Source organism: Ruegeria aquimaris (assembly GCF_025751555.1).
GTDB classification, from domain to species: Bacteria; Pseudomonadota; Alphaproteobacteria; order Rhodobacterales; family Rhodobacteraceae; genus Ruegeria_B; species Ruegeria_B aquimaris.
Genome location: NZ_JAOWLB010000006.1, coordinates 53,117 through 67,144 on the forward strand (window position 1 = coordinate 53,117; position 14,028 = coordinate 67,144).

Here is a 14,028-nt window from a genome sequence, read left to right on the forward strand (position 1 = left end):
GGAGGACGGCATGAACGCGAACGATATCAGGGCGATGATCCAGCCCGCCCAGGTGCATCGCGATGTCTATATCAGCGATGCGGTCTACCAGTTGGAGATGCGCCACCTGTTCACCAATGCCTGGATCTTTGTCGGCCATGACAGCCAGACCCCGAACAAGGGCGATTACATCACCACGCAGGTCGGAGACCAGCCGGTGATCATGGTGCGTCACACCGATGGCGAGGTGAAGGTTCTCTATAACCGCTGCCCGCACAAGGGCACCAAAATCGCCATCGACCGGGCCGGCAACACCGGCAAGTTCTTTCGCTGCCCCTATCACGCCTGGAGCTTCAAGACCGACGGCTGCCTGCTCGCCATCCCGCTGAAGAAGGGATACGAGGGCACCGGCCTGTCCGACAGCCAGAACGGCAAGGGGATGCAGGCGGTGGGTGCGGTGCACAATTATCGCGGCTTTGTCTTTGCGCGGCTGGCCGAAGCGGGGATCGGGTTCGACGACTTCTTTGGTGGCTCTCTCAGTTCCATCGACAACATGGTCGACCGCGCGCCTGAAGGCCGCGTGGAAATTTCCGGCCCGCCGCTGCGCTACATGCACAAGTGCAACTGGAAAATGCTGGTCGAGAACCAGACCGACACCTGTCATCCGATGGTCGCGCATGAAAGCTCCGCCGGGACAGCGGTGAAGATCTACGAGCAGATGGGCAACCCCGAACCGCGCCCGCCCGCGATGCAGATCATCGCGCCCTTCATGAGCCCTTATGAGTTCTTCGAAGATATGGGCATCCGCACCTGGCCCAACGGCCACGGCCATACCGGCGTCAATATGTCGATCCATTCGAACTATGACGCCATCCCCGGCTATTTCGAGGCCATGGTCGAGAGTTACGGCGCGGAGCGCGCCAAGGCGATCCTGGACGAGAACCGGCACAACACCGTCTATTTCCCCAACATCATGATCAAGGCGCCGCTGACGCAGCTGCGCAACTTCATCCCGCTGGGGGCGGACCGGACGCTGGTGGAAAGCTATGTCTACCGGCTGGTCGGCGCGCCCGAGCAGCTGACTGCCATGTCGGCCATGTATAACCGGATGATCAACGCCCCCACCTCGATCGTGGGGCATGACGATCTGGAGATGTACGAGCGCGCGCAAGAGGGGCTGCATGCCGAGGGCATGCAATGGGTCGACATCCGGCGGCTGCATACAGGGCCTGAGGATTTCGAGACCGAAGCGGTCGAAAACGGCACCACCGAACGGCAGATGCGCAACCAGTTCCACGCCTGGGCCAAGTTCATGACCATGTCGATGGAGGACGCCGCTGGCGTCGCCGCCGAATGAGCGAGGGGAATGCAGCAATGATCACCCGCGACGACGTGATCGACTTCATCTATGCCGAAACCCGAATGCTGGACGAGGGCCGCTATACCGAATGGCTCGACCTGTGGCTGCCCGATGCGGTCTACTGGATGCCGCTCGACTACAAGCAGGCCGATCCGGTCAATGCGACCTCGTTCCTTTACGAGGACAATTTCATGCTGCGCCTCAGGGTCGAGCGGCTGAATGGCGAGCGGACCTTTTCGCAGAAACCCAAATCGCGCTGCAACCACGTGATCCAGCGGCCCTTTGTCGATGTCTTCGACCCCGAGGCGGGCAAGTTCCAGACCGTGACCAACATGCATTATGTCGAAACCCGGCTGGACGAACAGCAGCTCTTGGCCCTCACCGTGACCCATGACCTGGCACTGGTGGGCGGCGCATTCCGTATCGCGGGCAAGAAGGTGGAGCTGCTCAATTGCGACGCCGCCTTCGGCAATATCCAGCTGCTGCCGTGAGCGCCGAGACGGTTTATGCCGCCATCGCGGCCACGGCGGCACGCTGGCCGGATCGCCCGCTGCTTGACGTGCTGCCCGGCACGGCGGCGGCCTATGACATCGCGGCCGGACCGGTCAGCTATGGCACCTTCCTTGCGCGCGTGGATGCGCGGGCCGAGGCGCTGAAAAAGGTTGGCTATGGCGTGGGGATGCGGGTGGCGGCGCTCTTGGAAAACCGGCCCGTGTTTTTCGAGCTTTTTGCCGCGCTCAACCGCATCGGCGCCTCGATCGTGCCGATCAACCCCGACCTGCGCGCCGCCGAACTGGAATACCTGATCGGCCATGCACAACCGGCGCTGATCGTCGCCCTGCCCGCCCGTGCCGAAGAACTGCACGCGGCGGCCTTGGCGGCGGGCGTTACCGCCCCGGTCATCGGGGCCGGGGACGCCCCGCCCCCACCCCGCGCAAATGCCGCCGTGACCGAGCCGCGTGAGGGCGAGGCGCGCGAGGCGGCACTGCTTTATACCTCGGGCACCACCGGCAACCCAAAGGGCTGCGTGCTGCCCAATGCCTATTTCCTGCTGGCGGGGCGGTGGTATGCCGATCTGGGCGGGGTCGCCTCGCTGACCGAAACGGGCGAGCGGATGATCACGCCCCTGCCGATCTTTCACATGAACGCCATGGCCTATTCCTTCATGGCGATGGTCACCGTGGGCGGCTGCCTGATCGCGCTTGACCGGTTCCACCCGTCCAGCTGGTGGGCCGATGTGGCCAAGGCGCGCGCCACCTGCCTCCATTATCTGGGCGTCATGCCCTCGATCCTGATGTCCCTGCCCGAGGGACCACAGGACCGCGCCCATCAGGTGCGCTTTGGCTTTGGCGCGGGCATCGACCCCAAATTACAGGCGGGGTTCGAGGCGCGGTTCGGCTTTCCGCTGATCGAGGCCTGGGCGATGACCGAAACCGGCGCGGGCGCGGTGATCGCCGCCCATACGCATGACCGGTTGATCGGCCAATCCTGTCTGGGCCGGGCCGAAGGCTGGGTCGCGGCCCGCGTGGTCACCGATACCGGGCAGGACGCCGCCCCGGACGAGCCGGGCGAACTCTTGGTCCGCAATGCCGGTCCCGACCCGCGCTACGGCTTTTTCTCGCATTACGACAAGAACCCCGAGGCCACCGCCGAGGCCTGGGAGGGCGGCTGGTTCCACACCGGCGATATCGTGCGCCGCGATGCGCAGGGGCGGTTCTTCTTCGTCGACCGCAAGAAGAACGTGATCCGCCGTTCGGGCGAGAATATCGCCGCGGTCGAGGTGGAAAGCGTGCTGATGCGCCACCCGTCCATCCGCGCGGCGGGCGTGGCCGCGGTGCCCGACCCGATGCGCGGGGACGAGGTGTTTGCCTGCCTCACCGTCGATGCCCCCTCATCCGATCTTGCCCAGCAGATTGCAGAGTGGGCGCTGACCCAGATGGCCTATTACAAGGTGCCGGGCTATATTGCCTTTGTGGACAACCTGCCGATGACCCCCACCCAGAAGATCCAGCGCAAGGCGCTGAAGGAGATGGCCGAGGCTCTGCTGGCGGATCCGGCCACGGTGACGCTCACGCATCTCAAGAAACGGCAGGTGGCGTGATGGCGCGGCCTGCCAGCTATGAGGGCGTGGCGCTGGTGGCGCCCTTCTCGACGCCCTATCAGCGCTATTCCATCGACACTGCCCATCACTGGATCGCCACCGCCCTGCGCGGGTCACTGCGGGCGGCGGGGCTGAAGCCCGGCGATCTCGATGGGTTCCAGGTCGCGTCCTTCACGCTGTTTCCCGATACCGCCGTGGGGCTGACCCAGCATCTGGGCCTCTGTCCGCGCTGGCTGGACCATATCCCGATGGGCGGCGCCTCGGCCGGGGTGGCCCTGCGCCGGGCGGCGCGCGCTGTGCAGGCGGGTGACGCCGAAATCATCGCCTGCGTCGCAGGCGACACCAACCATATCGACAGTTTCCGGCAACTCCTGTCCAGCTTTTCGCGCTTTGCGATGGATGCCAGCTATCCCTATGGCTACGGCGGCCCGAATGCGAGCTTTGCCCTGCTGACCGACCGCTACATGACCGACTACGGCGCCACGCGCGAGGATTTCGGACGGCTCTGCGTGGCCCAGCGCGCCAATGCGCTGAAAAACCCGAACGCGGTGATGAAGAAACCGCTGACGATGGAGCAATACCTGGATGCCCGCCCCATCGCCGACCCCATTGCGCTCTTTGACTGCGTGATGCCCTGCGCCGGGGCCGAGGCGTTTCTGGTCATGTCCGAGGATCGGGCGCGGGCGCTGAACCTGCCCTATGCCCGGCTGGCTGCCGCGATCGAGCGGCACAATGCCCATGCCGACGACCCGATCCAGCTGCGCGGCGGCTGGACGATGGATGTGGATGTGCTCTGGGATCAGGCCGGGATGGCACCGCAGGAGATGGATCTGGTGCAGACCTATGACGACTATCCGGTGATTTCGATGATGCAGATCGAGGATCTGGGGTTCTGCGCCAAGGGCGAGGCCCCTGCGTTTCTGCGCGACAAGGATCTGACGGTGTCGGGCGACTTCCCGCACAACACCTCGGGCGGGCAGCTTTCCGGCGGTCAGGCCGGGGCAGCGGGCGGCTTCATCGGCATGGTCGAGGCAATCCGCCAGGTCACCGGACAGGCGGGCGGCACGCAGGTGCCGGGCGCGGAACACGCGCTGGTCTCGGGCTTTGGCATGATCAATTTCGACCGAGGCCTCTGTTCCAGCGCCGCAGTCCTCACGACCGGAGCGCGCGCATGACCCATCCCCTGTCCCCGCCGCCCAAGAAAGACCCGCAGAAACGCTCGGTCTCACCGACCCGTCCGCCCGAGGTGCGGTCGCGCGCCGCCCTCCACCTGAGCGCCGCCGCCGCCGAGGGACGGTTCGCCCTGCAACGCTGCGCCGACTGCGGCAAGGTGCAATACCCGCCGCGCGATGCCTGTTCTGCCTGCCTGAGCACAGACCTGCCATGGCAGGACATGGCGCCGGGCGGTACGCTGATCGCCGAGACCACGGTACGGACCTCGCCCCGGCTTTACTTCCGCGAGCGGATGCCGTGGCGCGCGGGCACCGTGCAGCTCGATGCCGGCCCCACCGTGCTGGCCCATATCCATGGCGATGTGGCCCGCCACGCCCGCGTGCGCGTCACCGCCCGGCTTGACCAGGCAGGCCAGGGCGTGCTGGTTGCCCTGCCTGAAACCGACACCCCGAACATGGAGGACGACCCGCTGATGCGTGCCCTCTCTGCCGATCCCAAACACCGCCGCGTGCTGATCACCGATGCCCGCAGTGCGCAAGCCCCCGCGCTGGCGCGCGCCCTTCAAAAGGCGGGTGCCGCGATCATCTTCGCCGGTGAGCCGGAAAGCTGGCGACCCTATCCGCAACGCGCCGAGTTGGAGGCGCTGGGGGTACAGATCCTGCCGATGGACGTGACCGACACCGCATCGGTGCAGAAACTGGCGGGTGAGATCGGCGGCAAGACCGATATCCTGATCAATACCGCCCGGTTCCTGCGTCCCGGCGGCGTGCTGGACCGGGGCGATACCGGCTTTGCCCGCGACGAGCTGGAGGTGAATTACCTTGGCCTGATGCGGCTGGCGCAGGCATTCGGTCCGGCCATGTGCGCGCGTGCCTCGGACGGCGTGAATGCCGCCGCCGCATGGGTCAACCTGCTCAGCGTCGGCGCGCTGAGCAATGCGCGCCCCTTCGGCGCCTATTCCGCCAGCCAGGCCGGGGCCTATTCGCTCAGCCAGTCGCTGCGCGCCGAATTCCGGCCCTCGGGCCTCAGGGTGATGAACGTGTTCTTTGGCCCCACCGAAGAGGATGACTGGTACCAGCCGCTGCCACCGCCGCGCGTGACAGCCGCCGCCTTGGCCCGCTCCGTCGTGGACGGGCTGCAACGGGGATTGGAAGACGTCTGGTGCGGCGACATCGCCCAGGACCTGCGCGACCGCTTCCGCCGCGACCCCAAGGTGCTGGAACGCGAAATGACGCTGGGAGGAGAAGGCGCATGAGCACTCTGACCAATCTCGCCACCCGCCTCGCCAGCGGAGAGATCCGGGTCGTCGACCTGACCCACACGCTCGACCCCGATTTCCCGGTGATCATCCTGCCGCCCGAATTCGGCCAATGCGCCCGCTTTCGCATGGAGGAAATCAGCGCCTATGACCATCGCGGCCCGGCGTGGAAATGGCACAATATCTCGATGTCCGAACACACCGGCACCCATTTCGACGCGCCCGCGCACTGGATCTCGGGCCGCGACCTGCCGCGCGCGGCGGTGGACGAGATCGACCCGGCCGATTTCATCGGCCCGGTCTGCGTGATCGACTGTTCGCAAGGCGCGGCAGAGGACGAGGATTTCGAACTGACCGTTCCCCTGATCGAAGGCTGGGAGGCCGCCCATGGCCGCATCCCCGCCGGGGCCTGGGTGCTGATGCGCACCGACTGGTCGAAACGGCGCGGTGCCGGATACCTCAACATGCGCGAGGACGGACCGCATTCGCCGGGGCCGACCCCCGAGGCCATCCGTTTCCTGATCGACCAGCGCGACATTCGCGGGTTCGGCGTCGAAACCGTGGGCACCGATGCCGGTCAGGGCAGCCACTATACTCCGCCCTATCCTGCGCATTACTACCTGCACGGCGCGGGGCGCTATGGGCTGCAATGCCTGTCGGATCTCGACCAACTGCCGCCCACCGGCGCGGTGCTGATCGCCGCCCCGCTCAAGATCAAGAACGGCACCGGCAGCCCGCTCAGGGTACTGGCGCTGGTGGAGGAGACATGACCCATACCGCCGTCATCACCGGGGGCAACAAGGGCATCGGCGCTGATCTGGCGCAGGCGCTCTTGGCGCGCGACTACACGGTCGTGTCGATCTCGCGCCACGCGCCCGAGGTCACCCACCCGCGCCTCAACTCGGTCGAGGCCGATCTGTTGGACGGCCAGGCGGTGGCCGAAGCCGCCGCTGAGGTCGCGGCAAAGCACGAAGTCACCCACCTGATCCACAATGCGGGCCTGATCTGGCCCAATCTGATCGAAGAGGCCGAGCCCTCGGACATCACCGGGCTGGCGCAATTGCATCTGGGGTCCGCCCTGACACTGCTCAAGGCGTTTCTGCCCGCGATGAAGGCGCGGCAATTCGGGCGGGTGATGTTCAACGGCTCACGCGCCGCCCTTGGCGCGCCCACCCGCACCGCCTATGGCGCCACCAAGGCCGGCATGATCGGCATGGCGCGCACCTGGGCTCTGGAACTGGCCCCCCATGGCATCACCGTCAACGTGGTGGCGCCCGGCCCCATTCTGACCGACAATTTCTGGGGCATCGTCGAAAAGGACAGCCCGCAGCAGGAGGCGCTGGCCAAGCGCATCCCGGTAGGCCGGATCGGACGGGTCGACGATGTCACCCGCGCGTTTCTGTTCTTCTGCGACCCGGAAAACAGCTTTGTCACCGGCCAGACCCTCTATGTCTGCGGTGGCGCCAGCGTCGGTTCGCTGCAAATCTGAAAAACAGAAAGCCGCAGCTAGGCGGCCTCTGTCTGTGCCGCCCCGATCGTGGCTCGCAGGGCCGCGCGCTTTTGCGCGACCGCTTTAGCGTGGCGTTCGCGCACAGGACCGTAGCCGCGTATGTGTTCGGGCAGGTCGAGCAGTTCGGTCAGCTTAGCAGCCGTGGCGTCGGACCAGTTGGCCAGCGCGAAAGCGATGTCCGCTTCGTAATCGGCGAGCAGCTTGCGGGCGAGTTTCGCCTCGGCATTGTTGCGGAACGGGTCCAGGATCGTGCCGCGCAGCCCCCGGAACCGGTTCATCAGCCCGAAGAAGCGCATCGCGGTCTTGCCCTTGACCGCGCCCTTGACGGGTTTGCCGGTCCTGGGATCGGTGCCGCCAAAGGGCCAGGCGCCGAAGTGGAAGGTGAGCTCCATCTCGCCCTCGAAGGCCTCTTCGAGCTGCGCGCGGAACTCGGGCTTGCTGTAAAGCCGCGCCACTTCCCACTCGTCCTTCACGGCCATCAGCTTGTAGTAACCCCTGGCGACGGCGCGCTCTGCGGCCTCGCTCAGACCGGCGGATTTCACACGCTCGATCATGTCGGTGTAGCGACGGGCAAAAGCGGCGTCCTTGTAGGCCGTCAGTTCCTTGACACGCGTCGCGATCACGTCCTCCAGCGAGGTCTCGCGGCGGGTTTCCAACAGGATCGGCGCATTGTCACCGGCGAGCCTTGCAGCGGCTTCCGGCTCGGCCAGCGCCAGACGACCCAGGGCAAACGCCCGCCGGTTCTTTTCGACCGCGACGCCGTTCAGCTCGATCGCACGGTGGATGGCGTCCAGCGACAGCGGGATGCCGCCCTGCTGCCAGGCCGCCCCCATCAGGAGCATGTTGGCAAAGACCCGGTCGCCCATCACCTTTTCCGCCAGGTGCTGGGCGTCCATGCTGCGCACCCCGCCCCCCAGGACGCGGGTCAGCCGTTCCAGCTGTTCGGCGCCGTTCAACTGCCAGTCGGGGTTTTTGGAAAACTCCGAGGTCGGCACCACCGTGATGTCGGTCACCGCGACCGACTTGCCCGGCGTCAGCTTGGACATCGCCTCGTCCCCGGCGGCGACGACAAGGTCGCAGCCAATGAGCGCATCCGCCTCGCCGGCGGCGATGCGGGTGGCGCGCATCTCGTCGGGCGACAGCGCGATCTTGATGTGGGAATGCACCGCGCCGTATTTCTGCGCCAGCCCGGTGATGTCGAGGTTCGAGGAGTAGTAGCCGTCGGCATGCGCCGCCACGGCCAGCGTCTGGCCCACGGTCACCACGCCCGCGCCGCCGATGCCCGAGACCAGGATCGACCAGGATCCGTCGATGGCGCGCGGGGTCGGGGCGGGCAGGTGGCTGACGTCGATCTCGGCATCGCTGGCCTTGGCCTTGCGCGGCTGGGCGCCGCTGATCGTCACGAAGGAAGGGCAGAAGCCCTCGACGCAGGAGAAGTCCTTGTTGCACGACGACTGGTTGATCACGCGCTTGCGGCCGAATTCGGTCTCCAGGGGTTCGATCGCCATGCAGCCCGACACGGTCGAGCAGTCGCCGCAGCCCTCGCAGACGGCGGGGTTGATGAACACCCGCTTGTCGGGGTCGACCCATTTGCCGCGCTTGCGCAGACGGCGGCGCTCGGTGGCGCAGGGCTGGTCATAGATCAGCACGGTGACGCCGGGCTTCTCGCGCAGTTCCTTTTGCACCAGCTCCAGTTCGGTGCGCGGATGCAGGGTGACGCCGCCGCCGAGGAAGGACTTGCCCTCGAACTTGTCGGTCTCGTCGGTCAGCAGCGCGATACGCTCGATGCCCTCGGCCCTGAGCTGCGCGACCATCATCTCGGGGCTGATCTCGCCATCATGCGGCTGCCCGCCGGTCATCGAGACAAAACCGTTGTGCAAGAGCTTGTAGGTCATCGTCGCCCTGGCGGCGACCGCCGCGCGAATGGCCATCAGGCCGGAATGGAAATAGGTGCCGTCGCCCATGTTGGCAAAGACGTGTTTCTCGTCGGTAAAGGGAAACTGGCCCAGCCACATGACCCCCTCGCCGCCCATATGGCTGACCGAGTTGGTCTTCATCGGGTCCCGCATCATCGCCATCGTATGGCACCCGATCCCCGCCAGTGCCCGGCTGCCGTCGATCACCTGGGTCGAGCGCCCATGCGGACAACCGGCGCAGAATGACGGCGCCCGGATCGCCCCGCCCGCCAGCGCCGGCGGGCGGTTGGGATGGTTCGGCATCGACAGGCCGCAGTCGGGGTCGGTTTCCTGCGCCACCCGTACCAGGACACGGGTGACCATGTTCGGGTCGATCTCGCCAAACCCGGGAAAGGCCGTATCGCCCGCCTGCGGGTCATAGGCGCGGCCCGAGAACGTCTTGCCCACGATCCGGGGCGCGCGCGCGGTGCCATATAGGCTGGCGCGGATCTGATCCTCCAGCATCCCGCGCTTTTCCTCGACCACGACGATTGCGTCGAGCCCTTCGGCGAACTCCCGGATCACCGTATCGTCGAGCGGCCAGATCATGCCGACCTTCAACAGCCGCACCGGCATTCCGCCCAGTTGCCCGTCACGATAGCCAAGCCCCGACAGCGCCTGGTTCAGGTCCTGCCAGGCCTTGCCCGCCGCCACCACGCCGATCCGCGCATCCGACGCGCCGCTGATCCGGTTCAGCCCATTGGCGCGGGCATAGTCCAGCGCCTTGCGCAGCTTGACATCCCACAGCACCCGCTCCTGCTCCAGCATCGGCACAAAGGGTTTTATGGTCGTGTCCGGGCCGCCGTCCTCGGGCAGCACGATGGCCGGGCTGTCCGGCGCCACATAGACCGAGCCGCCACCCTCGACCACATCGGTCACCAGCTTCATGCCGACGATGGTCGAGGAAAACCGGCTCATCGCGATCCCGTGCAACCCCATGTCCAGCACATCCTGCGCATTCGCGGGTGCCAGCAGCGGTACGCCAAGAGAGGCGAAGTTCATGTCGGAGCAACACGCAACGGTCGAGGATTTGGCCCCGTGGTCATCGCCCACCAGCATCAGCGAACCGCCCTTGGGATTGGTCCCCGACAGGTTCGCATGCCGCAGCGGATCCATAGACCGGTCCATGCCCGGCGCCTTGCCGTACCAGATCGAGAATACCCCATCCACACGCGCGCCCGGAAACAGCCCCACCATCTGCGACCCCCAGGTCGCGGTGGCGGCCAGATCCTCGTTCACCCCCGGCCGGAAATGGATGTTATGCGCCTTCAGCTCTTTCTCGGCCTGCCACAGCGCCATGTCATAGGTGCCCATGGGCGAGCCGCGATAGCCCGAGATATAGCCCCCCGTATTCAACCCCGCCGCCATGTCGCGCTTGCGCTGCTGGATCGGCAACCGCACCAGCGCCTGCATCCCCGTCATGTAGACCCAGCCCTCGTCCTGCTGCAGCCGGTCCTCCAACCTCATCTCAAGGCGTTTTGGGGGCGTCTGGTCGGTCATGCGGCATCTCCCTTTGTGCCCCGGAGAACCTCTGCCATGACCGCGCGACCGTAAGGGGTTGCGATCATCGTCAAGTCCTCCCTCTCCGCTAACGACTGTAAGGATTTTCGGCGCCTGGCCAATCCTTTCTAAAGCTCCGGAGCAGGCAGAAAACCCTTTGCTGCCACGTCACGGCTGGCGCACGTTACCAATCGACGTCAAAGGCGCGCACCACGTCGCGCACCTGCTCTTCGCTTAAGGCGCGCGGGTTCATCCCCCGGGTCAGCAGGGCCAGCCTGGCGGTTTCCTCCAGCTCCTCGATGGCATAGGCCGCGGCCCACAAATCCTTGCCCGCCACCACCGGCCCATGGTTGGCCAGCAGCACCGCCGAGCGTTTGCCCGCCAGCCCGCGCACCGCCGCGCCCATGCCCTCGTCGCCGGGCAGAAAGAACGGCAGCAATTGCACCTTGCCCAGTCGCATCAACGCATAAGGCGTCAAGGTCGGCAGTACGTTGTCGGGATCGACCTCGGGCAGCATCGACAGGGCGACAGAATGGGTCGAGTGCAGATGAACCACCCCGCCTGTACCGGCCCGCGTGTCGTAAAATGCGGAATGCAGCGGGATTTCCTTGGTCGGTGCATCGCCGCCCAGATGGCGGAAATCCTCGGACAGCAGGCTGATACGGGCCGGATCGAGAAAGCCCATCGAACTGCCCGTGGGCGTCACCAGCAGGCGCCCGTCGGACAGACGAACCGAGATATTGCCCGAGGCGCCACAGGTCAGCCCGCGATCGAACATCGACTTGGCGATGCGGCAGATATCCTCGCGGGCGCGCGCCTCTTCGCTCATCGCCGGCCCTCCATCAGCGCCAGCGCGGTTTCAAAGAAATCTTCGTCCCCGAAGTTCCCCGATTTCAACGCCAACGCCACATCTCGCCCCTCGATCCGCACCACCGGCACGCCTGGCGCGATCCGGGGGCCGATGTTCAGAACCCCGGCCCTGAGCCCCGAGACAACCGCGCCCGAGGTCTCGCCGCCCGCCACCACAATCCGGCTGTACCCGCGTTCCACCAGCGCGGCGGCCAGTTGCGAAAACAGCCCTTCGATGGCATGTGCCGCCGCCTCGCGCCCGTATCTCTCCTGCGCGGCTTGCACCACCTGCGGATCGGCCGAGGAATAGACCAGCGGCACACCCTCCTGCGCCACGACCCAATCGGCCAGCGTCTCTGCGGTGACCGCTCCGGCAACCGCCGCCTCGGCGGTCACCTCAAAAGCCGGGTGTGCGGCGGCAAATCGCGCCACCTGCGCCCGCGTCGCCCGCGAACAGGAACCCGACAGGACAACCCCCGGCCCCGTCACCACCTGCCAGCCCGGCTGCGCCGGTGCCGCGCCATGATTGGCGGGCAGGCCCAGCGCAATCCCAGACCCGCCACAGATCAGTACCTGCCCTCGCGCCGCCTGACCGATGGCAAAGAGATCCGCATCGCGGATCGCATCGACAATGACCATCGCGCGCGCCTCGGGCAGGGCCGCGACAATCGCCTTACCACCCTGCGCCACCACCTGCGCCGGAACATGTGCGACAGGCCAGGTGGTCTGCGCCCCCAGAACCCGGCGCAGATCGGCATCGATCATAGGTGTCAAAGGGTGATCCTGCATCCCGCTTTCGTTCAGGAGCCGGTCGCCGACAAACAGATGCCCCTGATAGACCGAGCGCCCGTTCTCGGGAAAGGCCGGGCAGACCAGCACATGCCGCGCACCCAGTCGCTGGGCCAGCGCCTCCAGCACCGGACCGATATTGCCCTTGGGGGTGCTGTCGAAGGTCGAACAGACCTTGGACACGATCTGCTGACAGCCTTGCGTCAACAGCCAGTCGCAGGCGGCAAGACTGTCGCGAACGGCCTCCTCCACCGGCGCCGTGCGCGATTTCAAAGCCACCACGCCCGCATCCAGCGACCCCTCCCCCGGGTCACCGGGCACGCCGATGAACTGCGCCACGCGAAACCCGGCCTCGGCCAGCGTCAGCGCGATGTCGGATGCGCCGGTGAAATCATCCGCGATGACGCCGATCTTCATATGCTGATCTCCCGAACCGGTCCCTTGTCCAGTCTGGTGATATGCGCTGCCACCCCGGATGGAAACACCTGACGCACCAGCGGATCATGGCCGGGCACGATCAACTCCCGGCGCGAGGCCAGTTTTTCCAGCCGGGTGAACCCCTCCAGCATGTTCTCCACATCGACCACGATGGGAAAGGGTTTTCTCAGCCAGAGGTTTTCGTAGAAATGCGCCGCGTCCGAGGCCAGCACCAGCCATCCGGCCGCGGTGCGCACCCGCACCGCCTGCAACCCGCGCGAATGACCGCCGATGCAATGCACCGTTACACCATCGGCAATCTCGGCATCGCCTTCGTGAAAACTCAGCTTGCCGCGATAGAGCCGCGTCACCGCCTCGCACACGTGACCGGCGGTAAAGGGCATGCGCAGCGTGTCGTGGCACATGCAGGGACCGGTGGCATAGGCCATCTCGGCCGCTTGCAGATGCAGATGCGCATTGGGAAACAGCGCCAGCCCGCCCGCATGGTCGTAATGCAGATGGGTCACGATGACCTCGTCCACCTCGTCGGGCGTGACCCCCAGCGGCGCCAGCGCCGCCCGGGGGTCGATCCTGATCGGTCGGCCCCGGTCGCGCGCCTCACCATCGTCATAACCGGTATCGACCAGGATCACCCGGTCACCGCGCCGCAGCAGCCACATGTAATAGTCCATCGCATGCGGCGCGTCGTGATTGTCGTCAAAGATGAAGCTGTCCGCGCGGGTCCGGTTGTCGCGGTCGGCGTATTTCACCGCGTGCACTTCCCAATCGCTCATCGGATCACCTCCTCGTAGAACCGCACCGTCTTTTCGACCACCATGTCAGCGACGGCGACATCGAAGGTCCTGTAATGCGCGCTGGCCAGATGCGCGTCAAAGGCGCGCCGGTCGTCATAGATTTCATAGAGGAATATCTCGCCGCCGTCGCGGCAGATGTCGAATTGGCGACATCCCGGCTCCAGGTCCCGCGATGCGCGCGCGTTCTCGATCATCAGGGGCAGAAAGGCAGCCATCCTCTCGGGATGAATCCTGAAGCTTACAGTGACCGCGAACATCCCGCCTCCCCGCTCCGGCCTGGCAGAGCTCTTATCTTGTCGATTGACGGTAGACATACCGCGTT

General features: G+C 66.0%; 12 protein-coding genes. 7 read left to right on the forward strand and 5 right to left on the reverse strand.

The features are described from left to right. The first annotated feature begins 10 nt into the window (after positions 1 to 10). The 7 genes from OE747_RS10535 to OE747_RS10565 are packed head-to-tail and all read left to right on the forward strand — an operon-like array spanning position 11 to position 7,360. Entirely contained in the window at positions 11 to 1,336 is a 1,326-nt protein-coding gene (locus OE747_RS10535) for a Rieske 2Fe-2S domain-containing protein (RefSeq protein ID WP_263828564.1), read from the forward strand. Between the two features lie 17 nt (positions 1,337 to 1,353). Next, the gene (locus tag OE747_RS10540; RefSeq protein WP_263828565.1) at positions 1,354 to 1,830 is read left to right on the forward strand and encodes an aromatic-ring-hydroxylating dioxygenase subunit beta; all 477 of its coding nucleotides are present in this window, start codon (positions 1,354 to 1,356) and stop codon (positions 1,828 to 1,830) included. Next, entirely contained in the window at positions 1,827 to 3,440 is a 1,614-nt protein-coding gene (locus OE747_RS10545; protein ID WP_263828566.1) for an AMP-binding protein, read from the forward strand. The genes OE747_RS10540 and OE747_RS10545 overlap by 4 nt, the downstream gene beginning before the upstream one ends. Next, positions 3,440 to 4,615: a thiolase family protein gene (locus tag OE747_RS10550; protein ID WP_263828567.1), complete on the forward strand. Its 1,176-nt coding sequence runs from the start codon at positions 3,440 to 3,442 to the stop codon at positions 4,613 to 4,615. The genes OE747_RS10545 and OE747_RS10550 overlap by 1 nt, the downstream gene beginning before the upstream one ends. Next, positions 4,612 to 5,868: an SDR family oxidoreductase gene (locus OE747_RS10555; protein WP_263828568.1), complete on the forward strand. Its 1,257-nt coding sequence runs from the start codon at positions 4,612 to 4,614 to the stop codon at positions 5,866 to 5,868. Before OE747_RS10550 ends, OE747_RS10555 begins: the two co-directional genes overlap by 4 nt. Then, entirely contained in the window at positions 5,865 to 6,641 is a 777-nt protein-coding gene (locus tag OE747_RS10560) for a cyclase family protein (protein WP_263828569.1), read from the forward strand. The genes OE747_RS10555 and OE747_RS10560 overlap by 4 nt, the downstream gene beginning before the upstream one ends. Next, the gene (locus OE747_RS10565; protein ID WP_263828570.1) at positions 6,638 to 7,360 is read left to right on the forward strand and encodes an SDR family NAD(P)-dependent oxidoreductase; all 723 of its coding nucleotides are present in this window, start codon (positions 6,638 to 6,640) and stop codon (positions 7,358 to 7,360) included. Before OE747_RS10560 ends, OE747_RS10565 begins: the two co-directional genes overlap by 4 nt. Before the next feature lie 17 nt (positions 7,361 to 7,377). On the opposite strand, the gene OE747_RS10570 is transcribed toward OE747_RS10565, so the two are convergent. The 5 genes from OE747_RS10570 to OE747_RS10590 all read right to left on the reverse strand — a co-directional run bounded on the left by OE747_RS10570 (position 7,378) and on the right by OE747_RS10590 (position 14,020). Further along, entirely contained in the window at positions 7,378 to 10,836 is a 3,459-nt protein-coding gene (locus tag OE747_RS10570) for an indolepyruvate ferredoxin oxidoreductase family protein (RefSeq protein ID WP_263828571.1), read from the reverse strand. 184 nt (positions 10,837 to 11,020) lie between these two features. Then, complete coding sequence (otnC, locus tag OE747_RS10575) at positions 11,021 to 11,665, reverse strand: 3-oxo-tetronate 4-phosphate decarboxylase (RefSeq protein WP_263828572.1); 645 nt, start codon at positions 11,663 to 11,665, stop codon at positions 11,021 to 11,023. After that, the gene (gene otnK / locus OE747_RS10580) at positions 11,662 to 12,891 is read right to left on the reverse strand and encodes a 3-oxo-tetronate kinase (protein ID WP_263828573.1); all 1,230 of its coding nucleotides are present in this window, start codon (positions 12,889 to 12,891) and stop codon (positions 11,662 to 11,664) included. Before otnK ends, otnC begins: the two co-directional genes overlap by 4 nt. Further along, positions 12,888 to 13,685, reverse strand: a complete 798-nt coding sequence (locus OE747_RS10585) for an N-acyl homoserine lactonase family protein (RefSeq protein WP_263828574.1) — start codon at positions 13,683 to 13,685, stop codon at positions 12,888 to 12,890. Before OE747_RS10585 ends, otnK begins: the two co-directional genes overlap by 4 nt. Continuing rightward, the gene (locus OE747_RS10590) at positions 13,682 to 14,020 is read right to left on the reverse strand and encodes a putative quinol monooxygenase (RefSeq protein ID WP_318527306.1); all 339 of its coding nucleotides are present in this window, start codon (positions 14,018 to 14,020) and stop codon (positions 13,682 to 13,684) included. Before OE747_RS10590 ends, OE747_RS10585 begins: the two co-directional genes overlap by 4 nt. Positions 14,021 to 14,028 lie beyond the last annotated feature (8 nt).

Bases quoted from the DNA above. Each gene is read 5' to 3' on its own strand.
- OE747_RS10535 (WP_263828564.1), top strand. From the start codon at position 11: ATGAACGCGAACGATATCAGGGCGATGATCCAGCCCGCCCAGGTGCAT.
- OE747_RS10540 (WP_263828565.1), top strand. From the start codon at position 1,354: ATGATCACCCGCGACGACGTGATCGACTTCATCTATGCCGAAACCCGA.
- OE747_RS10550 (WP_263828567.1), top strand. From the start codon at position 3,440: ATGGCGCGGCCTGCCAGCTATGAGGGCGTGGCGCTGGTGGCGCCCTTC.
- OE747_RS10555 (WP_263828568.1), top strand. From the start codon at position 4,612: ATGACCCATCCCCTGTCCCCGCCGCCCAAGAAAGACCCGCAGAAACGC.
- OE747_RS10560 (WP_263828569.1), top strand. From the start codon at position 5,865: ATGAGCACTCTGACCAATCTCGCCACCCGCCTCGCCAGCGGAGAGATC.
- OE747_RS10565 (WP_263828570.1), top strand. From the start codon at position 6,638: ATGACCCATACCGCCGTCATCACCGGGGGCAACAAGGGCATCGGCGCT.
- OE747_RS10570 (WP_263828571.1), bottom strand. From the start codon at position 10,836: ATGACCGACCAGACGCCCCCAAAACGCCTTGAGATGAGGTTGGAGGAC.
- otnC (WP_263828572.1), bottom strand. From the start codon at position 11,665: ATGAGCGAAGAGGCGCGCGCCCGCGAGGATATCTGCCGCATCGCCAAG.
- otnK (WP_263828573.1), bottom strand. From the start codon at position 12,891: ATGAAGATCGGCGTCATCGCGGATGATTTCACCGGCGCATCCGACATC.
- OE747_RS10585 (WP_263828574.1), bottom strand. From the start codon at position 13,685: ATGAGCGATTGGGAAGTGCACGCGGTGAAATACGCCGACCGCGACAAC.
- OE747_RS10590 (WP_318527306.1), bottom strand. From the start codon at position 14,020: ATGTCTACCGTCAATCGACAAGATAAGAGCTCTGCCAGGCCGGAGCGG.